The organism is Rhizobium sp. 22-785-1, from assembly GCF_053521965.1.
Window position 1 is genome coordinate 98,417 of record NZ_JBNWDI010000009.1, and the last position, 24,395, is coordinate 122,811.

The 24,395-nt window shown below is 59.2% G+C and carries 23 protein-coding genes; 10 read left to right on the top strand and 13 right to left on the bottom strand.

Features of this window, described 5'->3' with window-relative positions:
- Positions 1 to 97: 97 nt before the first annotated feature.
- Together ACQZ5M_RS17695 and ACQZ5M_RS17700 are read left to right on the top strand one after the other, a co-directional pair.
- Complete coding sequence (locus ACQZ5M_RS17695) at positions 98 to 1,468, top strand: APC family permease (RefSeq protein ID WP_449080397.1); 1,371 nt, start codon at positions 98 to 100, stop codon at positions 1,466 to 1,468.
- 76 nt (positions 1,469 to 1,544) lie between these two features.
- Entirely contained in the window at positions 1,545 to 2,177 is a 633-nt protein-coding gene (locus ACQZ5M_RS17700; RefSeq protein ID WP_449080398.1) for a LysE family translocator, read from the top strand.
- A gap of 110 nt (positions 2,178 to 2,287) precedes the next feature.
- On the opposite strand, the gene ACQZ5M_RS17705 is transcribed toward ACQZ5M_RS17700, so the two are convergent.
- The 5 genes from ACQZ5M_RS17705 to ACQZ5M_RS17725 are packed head-to-tail and all read right to left on the bottom strand — an operon-like array spanning position 2,288 to position 7,767.
- Positions 2,288 to 2,836 (bottom strand): sarcosine oxidase subunit gamma, encoded by a 549-nt coding sequence (locus tag ACQZ5M_RS17705; protein WP_449080399.1) that lies wholly within the window; start codon positions 2,834 to 2,836, stop codon positions 2,288 to 2,290.
- A complete protein-coding gene (locus tag ACQZ5M_RS17710) occupies positions 2,829 to 5,789 on the bottom strand; it encodes a sarcosine oxidase subunit alpha (RefSeq protein ID WP_449080400.1) in 2,961 nt (986 codons plus the stop codon). Before ACQZ5M_RS17710 ends, ACQZ5M_RS17705 begins: the two co-directional genes overlap by 8 nt.
- Positions 5,786 to 6,100: a sarcosine oxidase subunit delta gene (locus tag ACQZ5M_RS17715; RefSeq protein ID WP_062439490.1), complete on the bottom strand. Its 315-nt coding sequence runs from the start codon at positions 6,098 to 6,100 to the stop codon at positions 5,786 to 5,788. Before ACQZ5M_RS17715 ends, ACQZ5M_RS17710 begins: the two co-directional genes overlap by 4 nt.
- A gap of 9 nt (positions 6,101 to 6,109) precedes the next feature.
- Positions 6,110 to 6,517 (bottom strand): hypothetical protein, encoded by a 408-nt coding sequence (locus tag ACQZ5M_RS17720; protein ID WP_296074460.1) that lies wholly within the window; start codon positions 6,515 to 6,517, stop codon positions 6,110 to 6,112.
- Positions 6,514 to 7,767, bottom strand: coding sequence for a sarcosine oxidase subunit beta family protein (locus ACQZ5M_RS17725; protein ID WP_449080401.1), 1,254 nt, complete (start codon positions 7,765 to 7,767; stop codon positions 6,514 to 6,516). The genes ACQZ5M_RS17720 and ACQZ5M_RS17725 overlap by 4 nt, the downstream gene beginning before the upstream one ends.
- A gap of 305 nt (positions 7,768 to 8,072) precedes the next feature.
- On the opposite strand from ACQZ5M_RS17725, the gene rpsU reads away from it, so the two are divergent.
- Both rpsU and ACQZ5M_RS17735 read left to right on the top strand, forming a co-directional pair.
- Positions 8,073 to 8,300, top strand: coding sequence for a 30S ribosomal protein S21 (gene rpsU / locus ACQZ5M_RS17730; protein ID WP_296014350.1), 228 nt, complete (start codon positions 8,073 to 8,075; stop codon positions 8,298 to 8,300).
- A 183-nt stretch (positions 8,301 to 8,483) separates the two neighbouring features.
- Positions 8,484 to 9,308, top strand: a complete 825-nt coding sequence (locus ACQZ5M_RS17735; protein ID WP_296014480.1) for a tetratricopeptide repeat protein — start codon at positions 8,484 to 8,486, stop codon at positions 9,306 to 9,308.
- Between the two features lie 579 nt (positions 9,309 to 9,887).
- On the opposite strand, the gene ACQZ5M_RS17740 is transcribed toward ACQZ5M_RS17735, so the two are convergent.
- The 3 genes from ACQZ5M_RS17740 to ACQZ5M_RS17750 are packed head-to-tail and all read right to left on the bottom strand — an operon-like array spanning position 9,888 to position 15,129.
- Positions 9,888 to 12,977, bottom strand: coding sequence for an efflux RND transporter permease subunit (locus ACQZ5M_RS17740; RefSeq protein ID WP_449080402.1), 3,090 nt, complete (start codon positions 12,975 to 12,977; stop codon positions 9,888 to 9,890).
- Positions 12,974 to 14,056, bottom strand: a complete 1,083-nt coding sequence (locus tag ACQZ5M_RS17745; protein WP_296014353.1) for an efflux RND transporter periplasmic adaptor subunit — start codon at positions 14,054 to 14,056, stop codon at positions 12,974 to 12,976. The genes ACQZ5M_RS17740 and ACQZ5M_RS17745 overlap by 4 nt, the downstream gene beginning before the upstream one ends.
- Positions 14,053 to 15,129, bottom strand: a complete 1,077-nt coding sequence (locus ACQZ5M_RS17750) for an efflux RND transporter periplasmic adaptor subunit (RefSeq protein WP_296014355.1) — start codon at positions 15,127 to 15,129, stop codon at positions 14,053 to 14,055. Before ACQZ5M_RS17750 ends, ACQZ5M_RS17745 begins: the two co-directional genes overlap by 4 nt.
- A gap of 206 nt (positions 15,130 to 15,335) precedes the next feature.
- Between ACQZ5M_RS17750 and ACQZ5M_RS17755 the strand changes: the two genes are divergently transcribed.
- Positions 15,336 to 15,998 (top strand): TetR/AcrR family transcriptional regulator, encoded by a 663-nt coding sequence (locus ACQZ5M_RS17755; RefSeq protein ID WP_449080403.1) that lies wholly within the window; start codon positions 15,336 to 15,338, stop codon positions 15,996 to 15,998.
- Between the two features lie 23 nt (positions 15,999 to 16,021).
- Here ACQZ5M_RS17755 and ACQZ5M_RS17760 read toward each other — a convergent pair whose 3' ends face one another.
- Both ACQZ5M_RS17760 and ACQZ5M_RS17765 read right to left on the bottom strand, forming a co-directional pair.
- Positions 16,022 to 17,020, bottom strand: a complete 999-nt coding sequence (locus tag ACQZ5M_RS17760; RefSeq protein ID WP_449080404.1) for a GGDEF domain-containing protein — start codon at positions 17,018 to 17,020, stop codon at positions 16,022 to 16,024.
- Complete coding sequence (locus ACQZ5M_RS17765) at positions 16,992 to 17,204, bottom strand: hypothetical protein (RefSeq protein ID WP_449080405.1); 213 nt, start codon at positions 17,202 to 17,204, stop codon at positions 16,992 to 16,994. The genes ACQZ5M_RS17760 and ACQZ5M_RS17765 overlap by 29 nt, the downstream gene beginning before the upstream one ends.
- Positions 17,205 to 17,422: 218 nt before the next feature.
- Here ACQZ5M_RS17765 and ACQZ5M_RS17770 point away from each other — a divergent pair, with 218 nt between their 5' ends.
- Both ACQZ5M_RS17770 and ACQZ5M_RS17775 read left to right on the top strand, forming a co-directional pair.
- On the top strand, positions 17,423 to 17,926 hold the full coding sequence (locus tag ACQZ5M_RS17770; RefSeq protein ID WP_449080406.1) for a hypothetical protein: 504 nt from the start codon (positions 17,423 to 17,425) through the stop codon (positions 17,924 to 17,926).
- Positions 17,927 to 18,082, top strand: a complete 156-nt coding sequence (locus ACQZ5M_RS17775) for a hypothetical protein (RefSeq protein WP_296014362.1) — start codon at positions 17,927 to 17,929, stop codon at positions 18,080 to 18,082. It begins immediately after the preceding gene.
- Positions 18,083 to 18,121: 39 nt separating this feature from the next.
- Here ACQZ5M_RS17775 and ACQZ5M_RS17780 read toward each other — a convergent pair whose 3' ends face one another.
- Both ACQZ5M_RS17780 and ACQZ5M_RS17785 read right to left on the bottom strand, forming a co-directional pair.
- Entirely contained in the window at positions 18,122 to 18,655 is a 534-nt protein-coding gene (locus ACQZ5M_RS17780) for a hypothetical protein (protein ID WP_296080952.1), read from the bottom strand.
- 84 nt (positions 18,656 to 18,739) lie between these two features.
- The gene (locus ACQZ5M_RS17785; RefSeq protein ID WP_296014365.1) at positions 18,740 to 18,961 is read right to left on the bottom strand and encodes an aa3-type cytochrome c oxidase subunit IV; all 222 of its coding nucleotides are present in this window, start codon (positions 18,959 to 18,961) and stop codon (positions 18,740 to 18,742) included.
- A 429-nt stretch (positions 18,962 to 19,390) separates the two neighbouring features.
- Between ACQZ5M_RS17785 and ACQZ5M_RS17790 the strand changes: the two genes are divergently transcribed.
- Entirely contained in the window at positions 19,391 to 19,930 is a 540-nt protein-coding gene (locus ACQZ5M_RS17790; protein ID WP_113327415.1) for a TRAP transporter small permease subunit, read from the top strand.
- Positions 19,931 to 19,957: 27 nt separating this feature from the next.
- Positions 19,958 to 21,460 (top strand): TRAP transporter large permease, encoded by a 1,503-nt coding sequence (locus ACQZ5M_RS17795; RefSeq protein ID WP_449080407.1) that lies wholly within the window; start codon positions 19,958 to 19,960, stop codon positions 21,458 to 21,460.
- A 637-nt stretch (positions 21,461 to 22,097) separates the two neighbouring features.
- Here ACQZ5M_RS17795 and ACQZ5M_RS17800 read toward each other — a convergent pair.
- The gene (locus ACQZ5M_RS17800) at positions 22,098 to 23,204 is read right to left on the bottom strand and encodes a TRAP transporter substrate-binding protein (RefSeq protein WP_449080408.1); all 1,107 of its coding nucleotides are present in this window, start codon (positions 23,202 to 23,204) and stop codon (positions 22,098 to 22,100) included.
- Positions 23,205 to 23,617: 413 nt separating this feature from the next.
- Between ACQZ5M_RS17800 and ACQZ5M_RS17805 the strand changes: the two genes are divergently transcribed.
- The gene (locus tag ACQZ5M_RS17805) at positions 23,618 to 24,373 is read left to right on the top strand and encodes a gamma-glutamyl-gamma-aminobutyrate hydrolase family protein (protein ID WP_296040108.1); all 756 of its coding nucleotides are present in this window, start codon (positions 23,618 to 23,620) and stop codon (positions 24,371 to 24,373) included.
- Positions 24,374 to 24,395 lie beyond the last annotated feature (22 nt).

Here is a 24,395-nt window from a genome sequence, read left to right on the forward strand (position 1 = left end):
CAGTTCGGCTTAAGCGCTTGACCCCATTTGCTCTTGTCGCGCGGGAACCTTCCCCTTTTGCTCGCGTTAAAAGACATATTGTTCGGGGGAACTCTACATGGCGAATAACATCACACAACCGGATGATGCAGGCGAGCACAAGACGGAGCTCAAGCGCGTCATGGGGCCGGGGCTGCTGCTTCTCTTCATCGTCGGCGACATCCTCGGAACCGGCATCTATGCGCTGACGGGACAGGTCGCAGCCGAAGTGGGCGGCGTCGTCTGGCTACCCTTCCTCATCGCCTTTGCGGTGGCGCTTCTGACGGCCTGCAGCTATCTGGAGCTGGTGACAAAGTATCCGCGCGCCGCGGGTGCAGCGCTTTATACGCACAAAGCCTTCGGCGTTCACTTCATCACTTTTCTCGTCGCCTTCACCGTCATGTCGTCCGGCGTCACCTCTGCCTCGACTGCATCCCGCGCCTTTGCCGCAAACTTCGCCACCGTCACCGGCTTCGATTTTGGCGGCTTCGGCGTGACAGGCATTGCCATCGCCTTCATCGTCGCAGTCGCGCTTATCAACTTTCGCGGCGTGGGCGAAAGCGTGAAGATGAATGTGGTGCTGACCGTCGTGGAACTGACCGGCCTGCTCATGATCATCTGCATCGGCTTCTGGGCCATCGGCAACGGTCAGGGTGATGTCTCCCGCGCCTGGACGTTTGAGCCCGCCGGAGAACACGGCGTCATCTGGTCGGTGGTGGCCGCCACCACGCTTGCCTTTTTCGCCATGGTCGGCTTCGAGGATTCGGTCAACATGGCGGAAGAGTGCAAGCAGCCTTCCCGCATCTTCCCGAAAGTCTTGCTTGGCGGCCTCGTCATCACGGGCATGATCTATATTCTGGTCGCCATTTCCGCCATCACCCTCGTGCCCGCTGCCGAACTCGGCGAGGGCGAAACGCCGCTGTTGAAGGTGGTGCAAGCAGGCGCACCGAACTTCCCGATCGGCATCTTTGCTGTGATCACCATGTTCGCTGTCGCTAATTCCGCGCTGATCAACATGATGATGGCAAGCCGCCTGATCTACGGCATGAGCCGCGAAGGCGTACTGCCGCCAACCCTCGGCAAGGTCCATTCCGGTCGCCGCACGCCGTATGTGGCCATCATCTTCACTTCACTGATTGCCGTTGGCCTCATCGCGTTTGCAGGCGGCGTGCCAGCCCTTGGCGGCACAACGGCACTCCTGCTGCTGGGCGTCTTCACCATCGTCAATGTTGCGGTGCTGGTGCTGCGCAAGGACAAGGTGGCGCACAAGCACTTCCGCACACCGACCATCCTGCCGGTGCTCGGCGCCATCAGCTGCTTCTTCCTCGTCGGCCCATGGACGGGTCGCGATCCGGTGCAATATTCGATTGCCGCCGTGCTGCTCCTGATCGGTGTCGTGCTCTGGGCAGCGACCGTCGGCCTCATGCGGGTGCAGGCGAAATCCACCTGACCTTGCAACGGCACTTGCTATCTGCGCCGCCCATGATAGATCGGAATTCCGGCCTCATTTTCAAAAGGAAAATACCATGCCGGAATTCCCAACCCTTATGCTCTTTTCCGCCGCAGCCCTGGTGCTGACGGCAACACCCGGTCCCGATATGCTGCTGATCGCTTCTCGCAGCGTCAGCCAGGGCCGGTCCGCAGGCTTTTTGACCTACGCCGGAATAGCTGCGGGGACCTATTGCCACGCGATTGCTGCGGCCCTGGGCCTCTCTCAATTGTTTCTGACGGTACCGGTCGCCTACGAAATCGTCCGCTGGGCAGGCTGCGCCTATCTGCTTTACCTGGCGGTTAAAACCTTGCGCTCACAAGGAGCTGCCTTTGCGCCGTCTGCCGGGCTGAAGCGGCTTTCTTCCAGACGCATCTTCCTGGAAGGGCTCGCCACCAACATCCTCAACCCGAAAATGGCGCTCTTTGTGCTCGCGCTCTTCCCGCAGTTCATCAGTCCGGATGGCAGTGCGCTCATTCTCCAGATGCTGATCCTCGCCACGATCCTGAACGGCGTCGGTTTTGTGGTAAATGGTGCTGTGATCCTGCTTGGCAGCAATATCCGGCAGCGTCTCTCCGGCATCCGCCGCTTTCCCAAGCTGCCGCAATATTTGCTCGCGACAGTCTTTGCGGGGCTCGCCTGCCGTCTGGCGCTTGGAACGAGACAATAGGAGAAGCAACACCGAAGGGCTGCCTGGATGGGACATCCAAACCCAATCTCGTCATCCTCGGGTTTAACCCGAGGATCCATGTCTAGGTGACGTGATAGGCGGCGCGAAACTCAAGCGTCCCGCGAGCCCTCGTCCAGCAAACCGAACACATATTCGGCAAAGGAACGCCAGCACTCGACGCGGAACGTGTCATCGGTCACGCGCAGCAGAATGACTTCCGCCTTGCCGAACACCGTGCGGGTGCAGGCACCCACAGGAAAAGCGGCGAGCGACAGGTCCTGCGGGCAGCCAGCATTGATCGTCGTTTCCGCGCCGGGGCCGGAAACGATGATTGCGAGGTTGCGATGCGAGACGTCGGTGGCGGAGAAGAGGCCCGTGGTGCCGGAAAGTGCTGCCATCAGGTCTGCTTCGCCCTGGTCGATGACCAGCCACTCATCCGGGCCGATCCACAAGGCCGAGCGCAGCCCCGAAGTCGCAGACGTTTTCGGGCGTGTCGGCAGGGCAAGTTCGAGCGCCTGAGATACCGCTTCGATCGCCTCTGGCCGGGCGCGCAGCGCGACGCGATAGGCCGGGGCCGCGGGCTTGATGGAGGTTCCGGCGGAGCCGCCATGGACGCCATCGAGAACGAATGTACGCTTTGCTGTCGCCAAATCAGCCATTGATCCGGCCTCCTTCCTTGTCGAAGAACACCATGTCCGTCACCTCGACTGCAATCGTCCTGTCGGCAAGCGGAATGTAAAGGGTCTCACCCATCCGCGCCCGGCCATCGGCCACCAGACCGAAGGCGATGGAGCGGCCGAGATTTTCGGACCAGTAGGACGATGTGACGTGACCAAGCATCGTCATAGGCTTCGGCGCATTCGGATCGACGACGATCTGGCCGCCCTCCTCCGGTACCTCGTGCGCGTTCTTCGGCAGAAGTCCGACGAGCTGCTTGCGGCCGCTGCGGGTCAGATCCGGGCGCTGCAGGCCGCGAATACCGACGAAGTCCGTCTTCTTCTTGGAGACGGCCCAGCCGAGGCCCGCATCGTCCGGCGTCACCGTGCCGTCTGTATCCTGGCCGACGATGATGTAGCCCTTTTCGGCGCGAAGCACGTGCATGGTCTCGGTGCCGTAGAGGCAGCCGCCAACGGCTTTCGCCCGCTCGGCAATCGCCTGCCACACCGCCGGGCCGAAATCGGCCGGCACGTTGACTTCGAAGCCGAGTTCGCCGGTAAACGACACGCGGAAAAGACGCGTCGGCACACCGCAGATCTTGCCTTCCGCCACCGCCATATGCGGGAAGGCTTCGGGCGACAGATCGATACCCTCGACCAGCGGCGCAATCACGTCGCGCGCCTTCGGTCCCTGCACCGCGATCACCGCCCATTGTTCGGTGGCCGATGTCAGCCAGACGTTGAGATGCGGGAATTCCGTCTGCAGATAGTCTTCCATGTGGTGCAGCACGCGGGGCGCACCGCCCGTCGTCGTCGTCACGTGGAAGCGATCTTCCGCCATGCGACCGACAACGCCGTCATCATAGACGAAGCCATCTTCGCGGGTCATGATGCCATAGCGGCAGCGACCGGGTTTGAGCGTATCCCAGGCATTGGTGTAGAGCAGGTTGAGGAACTTCGCCGCATCCGGGCCGACAACCTCGATCTTGCCGAGCGTGGAGGCATCGAAGACGCCAACGCTTTCGCGCACCGTCTTGCACTCGCGGTTGACCGCCTCATGCATGTCTTCGCCCGCACGCGGATAGTACCAGGCGCGCTTCCAGTTGCCGACATCCTCGAAGGCCGCACCTTCTGCTTCTTCCAGGGCATGCATCGGCGTCTTGCGGGCCGGGTCGAACAGCTTGCCACGCGAATGGCCGACCAGCGTACCGAAGGTCACCGGCGTGTAAGGCGCGCGGAAGGTGGTGAGACCGACCTTCGGCAGATCGCGTCCAAGCGCTTCCGATGCAATGGCAAGACCGTGCATGTTGGACATCTTGCCCTGGTCGGAGGCCATGCCGTTGGTGGTGAAGCGCTTGATATGCTCGATGGAGTGCATGCCTTCGCGCACCGCAAGGCGGATATCCTTGGCGCAGACATCGTGCTGGAAATCGATAAAGGCTTTGACGCTGTGGTCGGCACCCGCACCTTCGGCAGCGCCGATCATGCCGCCCGTCCAGGTGTTGGCGTTGCTGCCGGAGATGGCAACCTCGCCGCCGCCAGACGCAGCCGCTTCGGCAAGCAGCGCGGAGAGATCGTCGGTGCCGTTGCAGGCGCCGATGGAAACGCCATCCTGCACGTGCACATCCGGCAGGAAGCGCTGGTTGGCCGCATCATATTTCAGCTTGCCGCGAGACTGCGAGAAGAGATGGACCGATGGCGTCCAGCCGGCAGACACGATCAGCGCATCGACAGCGATCTTTCGCTTGCCCGAACCGCCATTGCGGCCAACCGTCATGGAGGTGACGCGAAGACGGCCCGCCGTATCGTAGACGCTGTGACCGGCAAGCACTTCGATGCCAAGCGCACGCGCCTCATCCAGAAGCTTCTGGTCCGGGTTCGGACGGCAATCGACGATGGCTGCGATCTTCACACCGGCACGCTTCAAGTCGAAGGCCGCCTCATAGGCGCTGTCATGCGCGGTATAGACGCCGACATTGTGTCCAACGGCCACGCCATACTGGTTGAGATAGGTGCGTGCCGCAGAGGCCAGCATGATGCCGGGGCGGTCGTTATTGGCAAACACCATGTGGCGCTCGATGGCACCGGTTGCCATGATCACCTTTTTGGTGCGCACCTGCCAAAGGCGCTCGCGCGGCTCATGCAGCGCAGGGCTTGCCAGATGATCGGTCACGCGCTCGGCAAGGCCGATGAAGTTGTGGTTGTAGTAACCGAAGACGGTGGTGCGGGTCAGAACTTCCACATTCGGCATGGCCTTCAGCTCGGCCAGCACCGACTGCGCCCACTCATAACCATTCTTGCCGTCGATCACGGTGCCGCTTTCAAAGCGCAGCGCGCCGCCAACCGTCGGGTTTTCATCGACCAGGATCACCTTGGCACCGGTCTTCGCGGCAGACAGAGCCGCCGTCAGACCGGCAGCACCGCCGCCCGCCACCAGCACGTCGCAATGAGCATAACGGCTGGCATATTGATCGGTATCGCTCTGCTTCGGCGCACTGCCGAGACCGGCGGCGCGGCGGATGATGGGCTCATAAAGCTTGTGCCATGCCGCCTTCGGCCACATGAAGGTCTTGTAGTAGAAGCCCGCCGCAAAGAAGGGCGAGAAGAAATCGTTGATCGCGCCAACATCGAAGGAGAGCGACGGATAGCGGTTCTGCGACGAGACGATCGCGCCGTCGAACACCTCCTGCACCGTGGCGCGCACGTTCGGCTGGCGGCGCGATGCATCGCGCGACACGTCGATCAGCGCATTCGGCTCTTCCGGACCGGCGGAGAGAAAGCCGCGTGGACGGTGATACTTGAACGAGCGACCGATCAGATGCACGCCATTTGCCAGCAGTGCGGAGGCGACCGTGTCGCCCTGAAGCGCTGTATAGCTTTTGCCGTCGAAGTTGAAGCGGGCGGTGCGGGCGGGCGTCAGGCGGCCAGCGCCCTTGATACGGTAAGCGCCGCTCATCGGGCTGCTCCTTCGCTGGAGGAGAGAAGCGAAGCCTCATCCGGCTTCGGCTCGCCCGCCTTGTAAGTCAGGTGGAACTTGTCGGTCACGGAATGGCGCGCCGCGTTGAAGAAGCGACCGCAGCCATGGATATGGCGCCAGCGCTCATAAACCATGCCCTTGTCGTTATCGCGCATGAAGAAATATTCAGAAAATTCCTCATCGGAAATTCCGGCAATGTTTTCAGGGCGGGCGATGTGCGCCTCACCAGCCCAGCGGAACTCCAGTTCAGAGCGTTCTTCTTCGCAATATGGACAACGGATCAGCAGCATAATGTTCCCTCAAAGAGAGCTTTCCGGAATCACCGTTCCGGCGGGTTGGTCACACAGGCGCTTTCCCATGGTGATGTAGGGGGAGAGCCTGTTCGTTAGTTCTTCAAAATTCGCATAGGGACGAAACGCATTGCCGCGCCCCATATTGACCACCGCCATCGACATGAGATTGCTGTCGAGCGCGACGGGATATTCATTCTCGCCGTCCGGGCCTTTCGGCACGAAATAGACGAGCCTCTGGCCAAGGCTTGGAGCGCACATCAAAAAGCCCTCCTGCGCCAAAAACGGCCAGTTCTCCTCTCCCTGCACCTTGCGAATGGTCTGCACCCGAAAATCGCCAGCCTCTGGAAGAACCGGACCGGCATCGGCCGCAGAGGCCATAGACGCAGCAGCAAGAAGAGCGGCTGGTATCTTCAATGGGCAACCGCCGCAGCTGCCGCTTCATCGATCAAGCGTCCGGTGCGGAAGCGGTCGAGGTTCAGCCCCGCCGCCAGCCGGTGCGGCTCGCCACGCGCAATCAGATGCGCAAAGAGATGCGCCGAACCAGGGGTCGCCTTAAAGCCGCCAGTACCCCATCCGCAATTGACGAAGAGGTTCGGAACCGGCGTGACACTCTGGATCGCCGAGCGGTCCGGTGTGTTGTCGGTAATGCCGCCCCACTGGCGCATCATCTTCACACGGCGGAAGATCGGGAAGAGCTCGCAAATCGCATCCAGCGTATGGGTGATGATCTGCAAGCCGCCGGTCTGCGAGTAGGAGTTGTACTGGTCGGTACCGGCACCGATGACCAGCTCGCCCTTGTCGGACTGCGAGATATAGGCATGCACGGTGTTGGACATCACCACGCAGGGGAAGATAGGCTTCAACGGCTCGGAGACCAGCGCCTGCAACGGGTTGGAGGCAAGCGGCACGCGCACATCGGCCATCTTCATGATGACGGAGGAATGGCCGGCAGCCGATACGCCGATCTTCTTCGCACCGATGAAGCCGCGATTGGTTTCCACACCCGTCACTGCGCCATCCGGACCACGACGGATCGCGGTCACTTCGCAGTTCTGGATAATGTGGACGCCGCGATCGGATGCCGCACGGGCATAACCCCAGGCCACCGCATCGTGACGGGCCGTACCGCCGCGACGCTGCAGGGCAGCACCATTGATGGCGTAGCGCGCTTTCGCCGAAATATCGAGCGGCGGGCAATAGGCCTTGGCCTGTTCCGGCGTCAGCCATTCATTGTCGATGCCGTAGAGACGGTTGGCATTGATATGGCGCTTGAAGGACTGCTGGTCATGCACATTGTGCGACAGCATCATCACGCCGCGCGCCGAATACATGACGTTGTAGTTCAGATCCTGGCTCAAGCCTTCCCACAATTTGAGGGAATGCTCGTACATATCCATGCTCTCTTCATAGAGATAGTTCGAGCGGATAATGGTGGTGTTGCGGCCAGTATTGCCGCCGCCGAGCCAGCCTTTTTCCAGAACGGCGATGTTGGTGATGCCATGTTCCTTGGCCAGATAATAAGCGGCACCGAGACCGTGGCCGCCGCCACCGATGATGATGACGTCATATTCCTTGCGCGGCTCGGGAGAAGCCCATTGAGCATCCCATCCCTTGTGGGCTCGCATTGCCTCGCGAGCCACGGCAAAAACAGAAAATTTGCGCATTCGCAAGCAACTCCCTGAAGACAGGCTGGATTATTCCGGCTGAGGCCCGAACATGACAAATCAAAGAACATGACAGTGTTCCTTTTGCGACGTGCGACATGAATGTTTTGACATGGGTCATAACTTTCGCGACACCCCTTGTATTTTCGTTTGGAGATACAGTTAACGGCTGGACTTCAGGGAAACGATCTGATATTGCACCTCACCAATCGCGCGGCCAGCCGGCCACACGAACGATTTTTTATTTGCCTGCGAATGCCTTTATTCGCATGGCAAGATAACCAAGCTAAAGGAACGGGATTCACGTGCAGGTACTAGTCCGCGATAACAACGTTGATCAGGCGCTTCGCGCTCTCAAGAAGAAAATGCAGCGCGAAGGTATCTTCCGCGAAATGAAGATGCGCGATTACTACGAGAAGCCTTCGCAGAAGCGCGCTCGCGAAAAGGCTGAAGCCGTTCGCCGCGTTCGCAAGCTGGCTCGCAAGCGCATGCAGCGTGAAGGTCTGATCGCCGGTCCGCGCACTGGCCGCTGATAGGCCGTCTTTTCGACGTTTTTGAATGCTTATGGGGCGGGGGCGATTTATTCGCCGCCGCTCTTTGAGTTTGTGGATGCATGAATGGCCTTGAGAGGGAACCCATATCGTATGAACGCTGTTGATATCCGTGAATCCAGACGTCCTTTCGCCCTCTTCCACGGCGTATCTCAGAGAAAAACCATGCGGCTCTCCTCCACCCTCATCCTCTGCGGCATGGTTGCGGCTCTTGCCGGCTGCGCCACCACCTCCCCCACGAGCGACGTCTTCCAGATCGACCGCGCTCAAGGCTCCGAGCAGAACATCGCCTCGCTGACTTCGGTCATCAATGCGAACCCGCAGGACCCGGAAGGCTATAACGTTCGCGGATCGGCTTACGGCCGCGCCGGTGACTCCAAGCGCGCCATTGCCGATTTCAATCAGGCCCTCCAGATTAACCCGCGCTTCTATCAGGCCTATGCCAACCGCGCGCTCGTCTACCGCAATATGGGCCAGCAGCAGCAGGCGCTTCAGGATTACAACAGCGCGCTGCAGATCAACCCGAACTATGACGTGGCGCTGATCGGTCGTGGCAATCTCTACCGCCAGTCAGGCCGCACCAACGAAGCCTTCAATGATTTCACCGCCGCCATCAACACAGACACCACCGATGGCCGCGCCTATCACAACCGTGGCCTGATCTATCAGCTGCGCAATCAGCACAGCCAGGCCATCGAAGATTTTTCCAAGGCCATCTCGCTCTCGCCCAATTCGCCCGAGCCCTATAATGGCCGCGGCATTTCCTACATTGCGCTGAACGACGACGAAAACGCCTTTGCCGATTTCAACCACGCCATCGCGCTGGACGGCGATCTGGCGGAGTCCTGGGCAAACCAGGCACTGGTCTATGAGCGACGTGGCGAAAGAGACAAGGCGTATAAATCCTACAGCCACGCCGCCCGCCTGGACCCCAAATACAAACCCGGCGTCGACGGCGCTGCCCGCCTGCGCGGCGCTGGCGCCTCATAATAACCTTATAAATTAAAGGAAGCGCTTGGCGTCTATTCCTTTGGATAGAATGACCGTCACGTGTAGGTCGTGGTACAGCCTCTGCTTTAGGTTCTGTATGTGCATTGGCGGCGTCGAGATTATGATCCGACAGCGCTTTTAAAATCGCGTAACAAAAAATTTGTATGACGGGCTAAGAGCATTGCCATAAGCAACGAAGCGCGGCACTTTAAACTATCCCGCAGGGATTGGAGACGCCGAGGGAAGGAACTCAGGTTTGGACACCGAGTTTCCTTCACTCAGCTTCTAGGATCTGTAGCGATGACCTAGTCGGTGTGGACCCGATTAGTCAGCGGGTGTGGAAGCCGCTGAATCCACAAATCAAAGTAATTTAACGGTAATCACGCGACACCGAGTCGCGCAAGATCGTGACTTGCGTGTCGCCAGGTTATCCCGCGATGATTTATCAGATAAACATAATCACCCCAAATAAACCTGTAGTTTTAGGGCTTTCGCTGGGCTAATCACTTGCCAGCTTTTCACGATTTGCAAAAATAATACTGAAAGCCCCGCCAGTCGATCGCTGGCAGGGCTCTTTCGTCATGCAGGCTTGGCGTCGCCTTCTGCCGTCGCATCCGGCTCAGCCTTCTTCTCCTCCGGCTTGATCCGGAACCAGGCCACGTAGAGTGCAGGCAGGAAGAGCAGCGTCAGCACCGTGCCGACCACGATACCACCCATCATCGCATAGGCCATCGGGCCCCAGAACACCTCGCGCGAGATCGGGATCAACGCCAAGGTCGCTGCCGCCGCCGTCAGCATGATCGGGCGCATGCGGTGTTCCGTCGCCTCGATCACCGCCTGCCAGGCGGGCACGCCCTCCTTGCGCAGGTCTTCGATCTGCACCACGAGAATGACCGAGTTTCGAATGAGGATACCGATCAGCGCCAAGATGCCGAGGATCGCGACGAAGCCCATCGGTGCGTTGCTGAGAAGCAGCGCCGCCACCACGCCGATGAGTGCGGTGGGCGCCACCGCAAAGACCAGGAACAGACGGCTGAAGCTCTGCAACTGGATCATCAGGATCGTCGCCATGGCAAAGAGCATGAAGGGCGCGACGGCTGCAATCGGCCCCTGCGCCTCCGCACTCGATTCCACCGACCCGCCGATCTCGATCTGGTAGCCCACCGGCAGCGTCTTGATGAAGGCATCGACCTGCGGCTGAAGCGCGGTCACGATTGTGGCCGGCTGCGTTGGACCCTTGATCGCCGCCTTCAGGGTGATCGTCGGAATGCGATCGCGTGATGCGATCATGGCCTGCTCCACATCGTAGCGCAGATTTGCCACCGCCGAGAGCGGAATGAGCTTTCCGCCGGAACCTGGAATTTGCAGGTTCTGCAGCGTCTCGATGGAGCCACGCTCATCGGCTGCCGCACGCCCGATCACATCGACGAGGTAGATGTCGTCGCGCACCTGCGTGGCGCTTGCCCCTTCCACGATGGAGTTCAGCACGGTGGCGATATCTTCGGAACTGACGCCGAGCTGCCGGGCCTTGTCCTGCAACACATCCACCTTGACCACGCGGGACGGCTCGTTCCAGTCATAGATCATGTTGGTGAGCAACGGATGCTGGCCGACGACGCCTGCAAACCGCATCGAGATATCGCGCACTTTTTGGATGTCGGGGCCGCTGATGCGATACTGAACCGGCTTTCCGACCGGCGGGCCGATATCGAGCAGCTTCACAAAGGCGTCGGTGCCGGGGAACGTCTCATTCAGATATTTCTGGAAATCGGCTCGAATGCGGTCGCGTGCCTCGAGGCTTTTCGACACGATGATGGTCTGGCCGAAAAACGCATTCTGGCTCTGCACGTCGAAGGACAGAATGAAGCGGGGCGCACCCTGACCGACATAGGTCGTCCAGTGGTCGATATCCGCGTTATTGGCGAGCTTCTCGCGCTCGAACTGCGCTATCTGGCGGTTGGTTTCTGCAATCGAACTGTTCTGCGGCAAGTTCCAGTCGACGATCAGTTCGGGCCGGTCGGAGCTTGGGAAGAACTGCTGCTGCACCAGGCCCATGCCGCCCACCGACACGCCGAAGATGGCGATGGTGAGCAAAATGGTCACCCAGCGCCAACGCATGGCCGTTTGCAGCAGGCTGGAGAAGATCCGCGCAAACCTGCCCTTGCCCTCATGATGCCCCTTCATCTGCTTGGGCAGCATGACGACGCCGAGAAGCGGGGTGAAGAGAACCGCGACGATCCACGAGACAAGCAGCGACACCGCTATGACGACGAAGAGCGTGAAGGTGAACTCGCCCGCCGCACTGCTGTTCAGACCGATCGGGATGAAGCCCGCGACGGTGACGAGCGTACCCGTGAGCATCGGAAAGGCAGTCGAGGTGTAAACGTATGTGGCGGCCTTTCGCAGATTATCCCCGGCCTCCAGCCGCGCCACCATCATCTCCACTGCAATCATCGCATCGTCGACCAGAAGCCCGAGTGCGATGATCAAGGCGCCGAGAGAGATGCGTTGCAGCGAAATACCGCTGAACTCCATATAGACGAAGGTGATGGCCAGCACGAGCGGAATGGACACCGCCACCACCAGACCGGCGCGAAAACCAAGGCTGATGAAGCTGATGACGAGAACGATGGCGACCGCTTCGAACAGCGCACGGGTGAAGCCGGACACCGCCTCTTCCACCACGGCAGGCTGATCGGAAACGCGGTGAACATCCACGCCGATGGGCAGATCTGCGACGATGGCCTTGATATGCTCGTCCACCGCCGCGCCGAACTCCAGAAGGTTTGCGCCCGCGCGCATGCCGATCGCAAGTCCGATGGCGGGCGTGCCGTTATAGCGGAACAACGCGGTTGGCGGATCGACATAACCACGGCGGATGGTGGCCACGTCTGTCAGCGGGAAGAAGCGGTCATTGACGCGCAGATTGATGGACTCCAGCGCATTTTCCGAGGCGAATTGCCCGCCGACGCGAATGGCGATGCGCTCAGGCCCCGCGGTGACGAAGCCGGATTGGGTCACCGCATTCTGCGCCTGAAGTGTCGTGATGATCGACTGGCGATCGATGCCGAGCGCTGCGATCTTGCGGGTCGAAAACTCCAGATAGATCGCCTCGTCCTGCGCCCCGATAATGTCCACCTTGCCGACATTGGGAATGGTCAGGATCTTGGAGCGCGCATCCTCGACCAGATCGCGCAGCTGGCGCTGGGAGAGACCGTCACTGGTAAAGGCGAAGATGTTGCCGAAAACATCGCCGAAGCGGTCGTTGAAGAACGGCCCCTGCACGCCGGAGGGAAAATCGCCGCGAATGTCGGAAATCATGTTGCGGACGCGACGCCATGTCGGCTCCACGTCCCTGGCTTTCGTCGTGGGCAGCAGCTCGAGGAAAACGGTTGTCTTGCCGGCGGTCGTTTCGCTGCGGGTATAATCGAGCGATTCCAGCTCCTGCAGCTTCTTCTCGATCCGGTCGGTCACCTGGCGGCTGACCTCTTCGGCCGTGGCGCCCGGCCACGCTGCCGAGATCACCATCGTCTTGATGGTGAAGTTCGGATCTTCTTCGCGGCCCAGATTGAGATAGGAGAACACGCCTGCGATCAGGAAGACGATCATGAAGTACCAGACAAGCGAGCGGTGCTCGAGCGCCCAGTCGGAGAGATTGAACTTTTTCACTGTGCGAGCTCCTGATCGACGCGGATCGACTGTCCGTCCTCAAGCGTGTTGACACCGGCCACCACGACGCGGTCGCCCGGCGAAACGCCTTGTTTGATAGTGACATAGCCATAGGCATTGGGTTCGCCGTCCACCACGACGGGACGAAGCGTAACCTTGGCCGCAGCTTCATCGACGATCCATACAGCCGTCTGGTTGTCGCGGCTGCGGATCGCAGTTGCGGGGAGCATCAGCGTGGGTTGATCGGCAGCGCTGGCAGAGGCCGTGACGACAGCACCGAGACGAAAAGCTTCACCCGGATTGCTGAGCGCGATCTTGGTTCTGCGCGTGCGCGTCGCCGCATCCGCCTGTGGGGCGATTTCGCGCACCGTGCCGGGCACGCGCACCTTCGGGTCCAGCTGCAATGCCACCTGAAAGGGCATTCCGGGCTTCAGCTGCTCGGCCACCGACTGCGGTACGTCGATGACTGCATCCCGCTCATCCGGCTTGGCAATCGTGACAATCACCTGGCCGACGGTCACGACCTGCCCCAACTCGGCGGATGTTGCCGTCACCACACCATCGAACTCCGCCGTCAGCTGTGCGTAACCGAGCTGCTCATTGGCCTTGTTGAGATTGGCCTCGGCACGCGCGACAGAAGCGACCGCCGTCTTTAGCCCCTGCTCCGCCTCTTCGAGTGCGGCGCGGGTGCCGGAGCGGGTTTCGGCAAGCTGCAACTGGCGCTGCTGCGTGCTCTGTGCATTGCGAAGCTGCGCCTGCGCGTTGGAAAGATCCGACTGTGCGCTGCGCACCGCAAGCTCCAGCGAGGTCGGGTCGATTGTCGCGATCACGTCACCCTGCTTGACGATATCGCCAACCGAAACGGTGCGCGACGTCAAACGGCCAAGTGCGCGAAAACCGAGTTGTGCTTCGAAGCGCGGAGAAACCGTGCCGGCGAAGCTCAAGGGATGGGCGGGCATTTCCTTGGCCACGATGGACAAAACCGGGCGCGGCGGCGCGGCCTCGTCCTGCTTGTCCTCGCTGCAGGCTGCAAGCATCAGACCGGACAGAAGCACTGTAAGAATATGAGCCTTGTTCATCGCGATGCCACCTCTTTGGGAGCGACCTTTTCATCCGGGCGAAGGAATTTGGCGCCTTCGAAAACCACAATCTCACCTTCCTTCAGACCCTGCTTCACAATGAAATGTCCTGTCTCGTAGTCCTCGACTTCGATGACGCGCAACGCGACCTTTGAGGAGGCAGGATCGACAACCCAGACAGCAGGCCTCCCATCCTTCGAGGACATGGCAGACCATGGCAGAACGATCGCCGCCTGCGGCTCATACTGGAATTCACCCTTGACCGCGGCGCCGAGCGGCATCTGCCCATCGCCTGGAAGCCCGACCTTCACCCGCACCGTGCCCGTGGAAGAATCGATGGTCGGCGAAATCTCGCGCACCTTCGCCGTCACCTGCTTGGTTGGATCCGACAGAAGCGTAATCGTCACCACGTGCTTGATCGGGCGTCCGAGAAACAGCGTTTCCACAACTTCGAAAATCGCATCCCTTGGTCCGTCCTGCGCCAGCGTGAAGATGGCGGACGCCGCTTGCGCCACCTGCCCCACCTCCGCATTGCGCGCCGTGATCACGCCGTCGCGCTCGGCCTTCAACTCGGTATAGGACAGCGCTTCCTTGGCCGTGCCGAGCTGCGCTTCGGCAGAACGTTCGCTGCCTTGCGCGGTGGATAAAGCCTCCTGCGCCTGATCGAGAGCGGAGCGTGCCGTCACCTGCGTATCGAAAAGCTTCTGCTGGCGGGCAAAGGCCAGTTCCGCCTGGATGCGCTGTGCGGTCGCAGCCTCCAGATTGGCCTGCGCGACGGCCAGATCGGCCTGCTGCTCCTGCGCATCGATACGCGCCAGCACCTGCCCCGCCATGACGTGATCGCCCACATCGACCTTGCGATCGATGATCTTGCCGCCCACGCGGAAGGAGAGATCGGTTTCGACACGCGCGCGAATTTCACCGGTCACCGCGCCGCCCGTCGTCAGCTGTTCGCTCTTGACGGTAACGACCCGCACCTGGCGCGACTCCGCCTCCCGCTCGCCTTCCTGTTGGCTGCACGACGTCAGGAAACCCGCGCCTGCAATCAGGAGAACGCTCACAATATGCTTCATGGCAGAACCCTATGATGGAAATATCGTGAATGCGTATATTTGACTGACCGGAAAGTCAATGATAACTTCGGATACATGTTGCGCAAGTGCTGTCATTTGAGAGAACGACGCGCGATGGAATACGGGATATAGCGCAGGAACGGATCGATGTGATCGTAACCCGCGTTGAAACTGTCGATGCCGAATGAAGGGAATGCCAACCACCGATGTTCAAGCTGTGCCAATCCAAGGTGGGGAAAAAACTGACGCGTGCGGAGCAGAAGCAGCTCCGCCCCGCTCAAATTCTGGACGCGGCCTTTACCGAGTTCGTCAGACACGGATACGCCGCAACCCGCGTCGAAGACATCGCCAAACATGTCGGCGTCACCAAGGGCACGGTCTATGTGTATTTCGAGACCAAGGAAATCCTCTTCGAAGCCACCATCCGCCACGCCTCCACATCCTTCGCCGACATCGTCAAACATGCCGACACCCATGAAGGCACGCCGACCGAGCGGCTGCGATCCCTGCTTTTAGCGCTTTACGCCCATCTTGGCAGCGACAGTGAAAACCGCGAAGTGCTGAAGCTGATCATTTCCGAAGGCCAGAAATTTCCCGATATCGTCGCCCGCCATGAACAATGCGTCTTCCAGCCACTGATCGACCGGATCACCGAACTCGTCAGGGAGGGCGTCGCCGCAGGCGAATTCAGAGGCGACCATCTCGCCTTCCCCGAACTGATCATTTCGCCACTGATGACGCTCACCGTTCTCAGGATCATCTTCGACGAGCGCCTGGATATCGATGTGGACGCCTATCTCAACGCCCATCTCGACCTGTTGATGAACGGGCTTTTGGTGAATAAGGGCTCGCCGAACCGAGCGCTTTAAAAAAAAGCCAGGCACTTGCGCAGCTATACAGCCACGCCGGCTTTCACCTTGAAATCCTCCGGCAACAGGTCACTGTGCAGGATCTGGTTGCGGCCTGATGATTTGGCCAGGTAGAGCGCCCGGTCGCAGGCATTGAACAGATCCTCGAAGGAGGCGTGGGACTCCTTGTCGGCCACCCCGCCGGACAGAGTAATGTGGACAAGCCTGTCTTTGATGTCCACGGGCCGGGCTGCCAGCATCTCATTGCATCTTTGGGCGAGCGCGAGACGTTTTTGTGCGGTGAGCTGGACCGCCAGAACGGCGAATTCCTCACCACCAATTCTTGCAACCACATGAGGCTGCGGAAAAGCAGCCATCAGGTGTCGTGCCACGGTCACGATCGCATGGTCTCCGACATCGTGGCCGAACTCGTCGTTGATGCGCTTGAAGCGGTCGATATCGAACAGGATGAGCGAAGCATCGTCGTCCGCTTTGGCCACCTCTTCCATGAAGGCACGACGATTGAGGAGCCCCGACAGCATGTCGGTGCGGCTCAGCCGTTCGAATGTCGCACGCGAGATGGACAGATGATGAATGGCAAGACCGACGAGATAGACGATCGAAAATGTCAGCGACGAGGCCACCACCGTCGATATGATCACGCCCACTGTCGCCCCTTGCCAGACGTTGTAAGGCAGCAAGCCGAATGTGTTCATCAGATGATGGGCGACGATATTCAAAACGTCGGCAATCAGCGTAACGGCAACAGCCGTGCGAAGAGCAAAGGACAAGACCTTGTCCTTCGTTTCAAATCGGTCCGTGGCGCAAGCCTGCTGTATATGGCGTTCGACAAATGCAAGCATCGACCTTCGGGTTCCTTGTTTGAGCGATTGAGCCCCGTGTGTGTGTCCTGTTTGGCCGCACGGTGCTTTATAGTGTTTAAATCTGCGCATGGGCTTGCCGATGCTGTCGTCGCCCCCGACCGGCATGACTGTTGCATGGGATGTTTTGAAATCACGTGAACAACGAAGGTGAATGTTCAATTACATTTGCCTCATGCGCCACTTCGGCTGCATCGTCCTCTGGGAGCGCCGAGAGGCCAAGCCGCATCAATAACGGATGCGGCATTATGGAAGGGCTGGGCCAGAGATAGAGATCAAGAACACGGCGTTGGCGCTGATGCATGAAGGCAATTGCTATTTGGTCAGGCTCGACGATGAACGGCATGTCGACCTCCTGCGCGAGGTCTATCCGTGCGTTGCCATCGTTTCCTTCCCGGCTAGAAGATGGAAGCCGTGGAACAGGCCGTCTTTGTCGATTTCGCGTTACCGATATCCACCTGCAGCAGAGACAAACTTTTCAGGCTCCACGGCTAGACCCCGAGCAGACAAGGGAACATGATGCTTCTCAATCGTCGTACTCTGTTGCTTCTGGGAGGATGGACAATGACGGCTTCGGCAGCCTGCGGGCAAATCTCATCCAGATTGCTATTCGACGGCAACCTTCTGGCCGACTATTTCCAGATCTATCTAAGAGATCAAAGCCACCCGGACCTTCCGTCCGATTATACGGAAGAGACCATTGGCAAGCGTTTGATGATCGGTCCGCACGCTGCCATCGTTCACACTGCGCGCAATATGATCGTGCCGGTCAGCGTGGAGTGGTATGATGCACGGCCGCAGCCGGATGTGGAGCGCTACCAGCATGTGGCGGAAGCAAGCTTCGACTGCCCCTCAGGCATCTTGATCGTGGCTGGCTTGACGGACTATGAGCCGAGTGCATCAAGGCTTGCGGTTGAACCGGGACGACTGGGTGTCCGTGCAAATATGTCGGGCCTGGACACGATCAGCGAGGACGGCCTGGAAGGAAACGACCGATACCTCCTACAGCTGTGGCCTTCCCCGCAGCCACTCGGTCTCCAGGTTCTCAAGTCTCGGGTGGAGCGTTAGATGAAAAGAGCTGTCCCCTATCTTCTCATCTTTGCCGCCATCATGTTTCTCGTAAGCCTCCTTGGCTTCGTCATCGCGCTCGCCCCCTGGAGCTTGATCATGTTGGGTATCCCCATGCTCATCTCAACCTGCAGATCGGCTGCCAAAGACCGCTAAAGAATGCGGGCATGAGGCGGCGGGAAATAAGACGACGGCTTACTCCACCGGCGTCATCGTTCCCGTCGGAAAGGTGGCAGTGGCAAGCGAAGGATAGACCTCGCGCACGATATTGATCTGCTGCGCATCGTCGATCCTGACCAGATACCACTTACCGTCATCGATCAGCGCCAGCGTCGAGGTCCTGGCCTCAATCTTCTGGCCTTGGGTTTCCATCAGGCTGCGCGACGGCACCAGCACATAGGGCGTGCCGTCAGGGGCTTGCTTGTAAGCCGCCTTGTCGACATCCATATCGAAATCGAGAAACTTGACCGAGGCCAGCGCGATCTGCATCTGCGTCTGCATCGCGCTTCGAAGCGTCGTCACGTCGACACCGGCCTTCGTGGCAATATGCTGAAGAACCTTGGGCGGCACGGATGCGCCGACAAGGTCGAAGTCGCCCTGCTTCAGCGCTGTCTCGAAGCGCGCGATCTGCGCCTGGAGGTCGGCTTTTTCCTCGGCCGTGATTTCACGCGCCGAAGCACCCTGCCAAAAGCAGAGCGCCAGAAACACTGACAGGAACAGAGCCTTCATGACACACGCCTCTCATCGGTCTAATGACGTTGAGTGAGATAAAGCGCGACAGATGCCGCGCTGTCGTCAATGACGGTAATTGGCTTAAAGAATGAAGAAGCCTGCGGCCGACAAGATGAGGAAGACGAGCAATCCGCCGAAGAAGCCGCCCGTAGTGAAGAAGCCGACGGCCATGGCGATCATCAGCATGCAGACAAGCATGGTGCCGTATTTCGACGCCAGCAGGAAACCGTTATAAGTTTTCTCGTGCTCGGAATATTCCATTTTCGCGCCGAGTTCGACCGGTCCGCTATGGTGTTCGCTCATACTTGTTTCCCCTCTATTGATCTGCGCTTACCGTCATCGTTCCATCTAGAGATGACGTCTTCCCTGATAACGAAGCAAGCGACAGAACGCTCCGTGTCAAGACCTACACAAAATTCGGCACCGACGCAACGCGGGTAACGCACTGTTTGCCCGGCAAAAACGCTTGGTCTTTGGGCGGGTCGCGCAAGGCTCTTGGCCCTGGAAAGCTGGAGCATTTGTCACATCGACGCCACCTGCGCCAAGGAAAGCCCTGGATGGTCGGTGCACGACCTTCTTCCTAGTTGCATTTGGCAAAACCTGCCCATAACGATGGATTGAGGGAGGATTTCTGGTTGGGAGCGACAGGCGTGGGAGGACGTTTCGCCTGGGGTTTTCCGCCATAAAAAATTCCTCCTCGAAAACCCGCAAAGGGATCGAAAGGGGAAAACAATGCACGCGCTTTTGAAACTCAGCCGCGCCATCGACCTGTTGAGCGAGTCACTGGGGAAATTTTCAGGCTATCTGGTTCTCATCTGCTGCCTCGTCAGCGCCGGCAACGCCATCGTGCGTTATCTTTTCAATTACAGTTCGAACGGCCTTCTGGAAATCCAGTGGTACATGTTCGGCTTCATCGTTCTCATCGGCGCGTCCTACACGCTGCGCATGAACGAACATGTGCGTGTCGATATCATCTACGGCGCGATTGCACCGCGCACCCGCATCTGGGTGGATATTATCGGCATCGTTTTCTTCCTGCTTCCCGCCTGTTTTTATCTCGCCTGGCTGAGCTGGCCGATGTTCCTGCTCTCCTGGCAACAGAATGAAATGTCCTCCAATGCTGGCGGCCTTATCCGCTGGCCGGTCAAGCTCATCATCTTCGCGGGCTTCGCGCTCCTCGTCCTTCAGGGAATATCCGAACTGGTGAAGCGCATCGGTGCGCTGAACGGGCTCTATCAGCTCGACACCAAATACGAAAAACCGCTCCAGTAACGCCGGCGCCATTTTAAGGATATTCTGATGTTCGAATACGGTATTCTTCCACCGGCGATGTTCGTGGGCATGATCATCTTCATGCTCTATGGTTTTCCGGTCGCCTTCTCGCTCGCCACCGTCGGCCTTCTCTTCGGCGTCATCGGCATCTTCACAGAGCACTTCTCGCCCGCCTTCATGCAGGCGCTGCCGCTGCGCATCTTCGGTATCATCTCCAACGATCTGCTGCTCGCCATTCCTTTCTTCACCTTCATGGGGGCCATTCTGGAGAGATGCGGTTTGGCGGAAGATTTGCTGGAGGGAACCGGCAAGCTCTTCGGCGCCATTCCCGGCGGCCTTGCCTATGCGGTCATTCTGGTCGGCGCCATTCTAGGCGCAATCACCGGAACGGTGGCGGCCTCCGTCATCACCATGGGCGTCATTTCGCTGCCGATCATGTTGAAATACGGCTATAATCCGCGTGTCGCCACCGGCGTCATTGCCGCCTCCGGCACGATTACGCAGGTCATTCCGCCCTCTCTCGTCCTCATCGTTCTGGCAGACCAGCTCGGTCGCTCCGTTGGCGATATGTATCTCGGCGCAATCGGCCCGTCCTTCCTGCAGGTCGCCATTTTCATGCTCTTCATCCTCTTCCTCTCGGTCTTCCGGCCGAAGGATGTTCCGGCCCTGCCGCCGGAAGCACGCGGGGAGCTGAACCGGGCGCTGGTGCTGAAGGTTCTGGGCGGCATGATCCCTTCCATCGTGCTGATCTTCCTCGTTCTCGGCACCATCTTCCTTGGCCTTGCCACGCCAACCGAAGCCGGCGCGCTCGGCGTCGTCGGCGCGATGGCGCTTGCCGCCGCTCACCGCCGCCTGACCTGGGATCTCATCAAGCAGGGCATGCATTCCACCATGCACATCACCTCGATGGTGGTGTTCATTCTGGTCGGTGCCACCTGCTTCTCGCTGGTGTTTCAGGGGATGGACGGATCGCTGTGGATCGAGCACATGCTGTCGGGCATTCCAGGCGGCCCCATCGGCTTCCTGATCTTCGTCAACATCTTCATCTTCTTCCTCGCCTTCTTCCTCGATTTCTTCGAAATCGCCTTCATCGTCGTGCCGATGCTGGCCCCGATCGCGCAAGCTCTCGGCATCGATCTCATCTGGTTCGGCGTGCTGCTTTGCATCAACATGCAGACGAGCTTCATGCATCCGCCCTTCGGCTTTGCGCTTTTCTACCTGCGCTCGATTGCGCCGCGTACGGTCAAGACATCGGACATCTATATGGGCGCAATCCCCTGGCTCGGCATGCAGCTGATCCTCGTCGCGATCGTCATCTTCTGGCCGGAATCCGTGACCTACTGGCTGGACAAAACACCGGAGGTCGATCCCAACACCATCAAGATCGAGGTCCCCGCCTTCGGCAATCAGGGCGGCAACACCATGCCGAATTTCGGCCTGCCCCCAATGGACGTCGCGCCAGGCCAGGGCGGCGGCAACGGCCTGCCCGGGATGCCGAACCTCAACGAACCACCGAAGATCAATCCGTGATCGGGAATACTTGTTTGGCGCGCGCGAAAGCGCTATATTGAGGGAGTGGAAGACAGGGCGGCAACCCTGCCTTCCGGTTTGCTTATCTGAAGAATGTGAACCGGACAGTCATTGACCAGCCTGTCCGGTTTTTCTTCACGATAAACGCAATGCTCAGCGGTTTGCGCATCACATTAGAGCGCCGCGCGTCCTTTAGGACGCGCAAAGGACGCTCTAACTCTTTGAATGTACGCATCGTGCTTTTCCGAAAATCGAATTCGATTTTCGGGCCGATGCTGTACCTCCACAGTTGAACAGCAAGGCCTTTGCCAAGGTCGGCGTGGCCTATCCTCGCCGATACTCCGGCTGGTCTCCGAAGTGTGCTGCTTCGCCGTTCAACGCGGGCGATCATAGTCGAGTGTCTTTACTGGTCCATAAACGCGGGTGAGTTGGAGGCAGCTCAAGCAAAAGCCCGGACCTTTCGATCCGGGCTCCAATAGAACGGTCTGGATAGTGTCACAGTCTGTTCAAGAATTGGCGTTGGTCTGCCGAAAATGGTGATTTCGAGAACCGGAGCGGAGCGTACTGAAGTACGTGAGCACCGGAAGCGCAGAAATTGCCATTTGCAGGCGACCAACGGCGATTATGGAATAGACTGTCAGAGCTTGCCGTTACGCTGCTGTATCATCATGAACGTATCGTAGGTGTACTCCGCCAGCTGCATCCACAGATACCCTTCACGCTTGAAAGCGACCTGATCTTCATAGACCTTCTTGAAGTCCGGATTGACGGCAGAGATTTCCGCGTAGACTTCGAGGGCGGCCTTGTAGCAGGCGTCGAGAATATCCTGGCTGAAGGGGCGCAGCGTGGCTCCCTCGGACACGATCTGCTTGATCGCCTTGGGGTTCTTGGCGTCGTATTTCGCCAACATGTTGGTGTTGGCGAACGAGCAGGCGTCCTGCAGCACGGCCTGATAGTTCTTCGGCAGATCGTTCCACTTGTCCAGATTGACGAAGGAGTGGATGACCGGGCCGCCTTCCCAGAAGGCCGGATAGTAGTAATATTTCGCCACCTTCTGGAAGCCGAGCTTGTGATCGTCATAGGGACCGACCCATTCCGCCGCGTCGATCGTGCCCTTTTCCAGTGCCGGATAGATATCGCCGCCGGCGATCTGCTGCGGCACGACGCCCAGCTTTTCAACCACCTTGCCGGCCAGACCAGCAATGCGCATCTTCACGCCCTTGAAATCGTCGACGGTGTTGATTTCCTTGCGGAACCAGCCGCCCATCTGCACGCCGGTATTGCCGGAGATCATGCCATAGAGCTTGTGCTTGGCGTAGAACTCGTTCAAGAGCGTGTTGCCATTGCCCTCGTAGAACCAGGAATTGGTCAGGCGCGCATTCAGGCCGAAGGGAATAGCGGTACCGATCGCGAATGTCGGGTCCTTGCCGACATAGTAATAGGAGCAGGTGTGGCACATTTCCACCGTGCCGGAGGATACGGCGTCCGCCGCCTGCAGCCCGGGCACGATTTCGCCTGCCGCAAACACCTGAATGTTGAAATTGCCGTCGGTCGCGGCCTTCACATGGTTGGCGATATCCTGCGCGCCGCCAAAAATCGTATCGAGCGATTTGGGGAAGGAGGAGGTCAGCCTCCAGGTGATCTTGGCATTTTCCTGCGCGATGGCCGGTGCTGCCAGAACAGTTGCTGCCGCAGCACCCGAGCCCGCAAGCGCGCCTTTTTTGATGAATGAGCGTCGATCCATATTATCCTCCCAGATACGAACCAAGTCACCGTGCGGCTTCCTCCCCCACACGAGATGGCTTGAGAAAAGCATGGGTCATGGCAACTGACAAGCGGCGCGGCAAAGAATAAACGGTGGGACATGCTTGGAGGGCGGGATTTCCTCTGCGCATAGGAAAAGATTATCGCATGCGCTGTCTCAAAACATCCGGGCATTATACTTTAGACGAATAAATCCCGTCACTTAAAGCGTGTCGCGATCTTTCATACGCTGCCTCACGCTTTAGCTCCTCTTCTGCCGCACGTCGTGGTCGCAAAAGCGCTGCACCCTATTGCGGAAACCATGCTTTACAAAAAGAGAAAGCTTGACGAATCCGCACCTTCGGTTTCACTGACGGCATTGCATTTGAAGACCGCATCACGTTCGGAGCCACCATGTCCAAGCCCATCATCGCCATCCCTGCCGATATCAAACAGGTAGACGGTGCCGAGTGGCATGCGGCGCAGACGCAATATCTCGCCGCCGCGCTGAAGGTCGCAGGCGTCATGTCCCTGATCGTGCCGGCCTTCGAGAGTGGCAATGAGATCGATGCCATTCTCGACCGTGTAGACGGGCTGCTCGTTTCAGGCTCGGCCAGTAATGTCCACCCTTCGCTTTACGGCGAGCAAGCAACCGATGCCGATGGCCCCTTCGATGCCGGGCGCGATGCGACCAGCCTCGATCTCATCCGCCGCGCGATCGATCGCGGCATTCCGATGCTGGCCATATGCCGCGGCATTCAGGAGCTGAACGTGGCGCTTGGCGGCACGCTTGCCAGCGAAATTCAGGAACTGCCGGGACGCTGGGACCACCGCAAGCCGGAAACGACAGAGCGCGACGTGATGTTTGGCATCCGCCAGCCGGTTCATGTGCGCGAGGGCTCCTGCATCGCCCAGCATCTGGGGCTTTCCGGCGAAATCCAGATCAACTCGGTTCATCGCCAGGCGATTGCGCAGACGGCACCAAGGCTACAGGTGGAAGCCACTGCCGAAGACGGCACCATTGAAGCCGTCTCCGTCATCGACGCCAAAGGCTTTGCCATCGGCGTGCAGTGGCACCCGGAATATTGGGCCGAAACCGATGGCCCGTCGCGAGCACTGTTCGAAGCCTTCGGCAAGGCGGTGCGGGACTATCAGGCGAGCAAGGCGTAAAGCGCCTCGCTCACCTTATGCG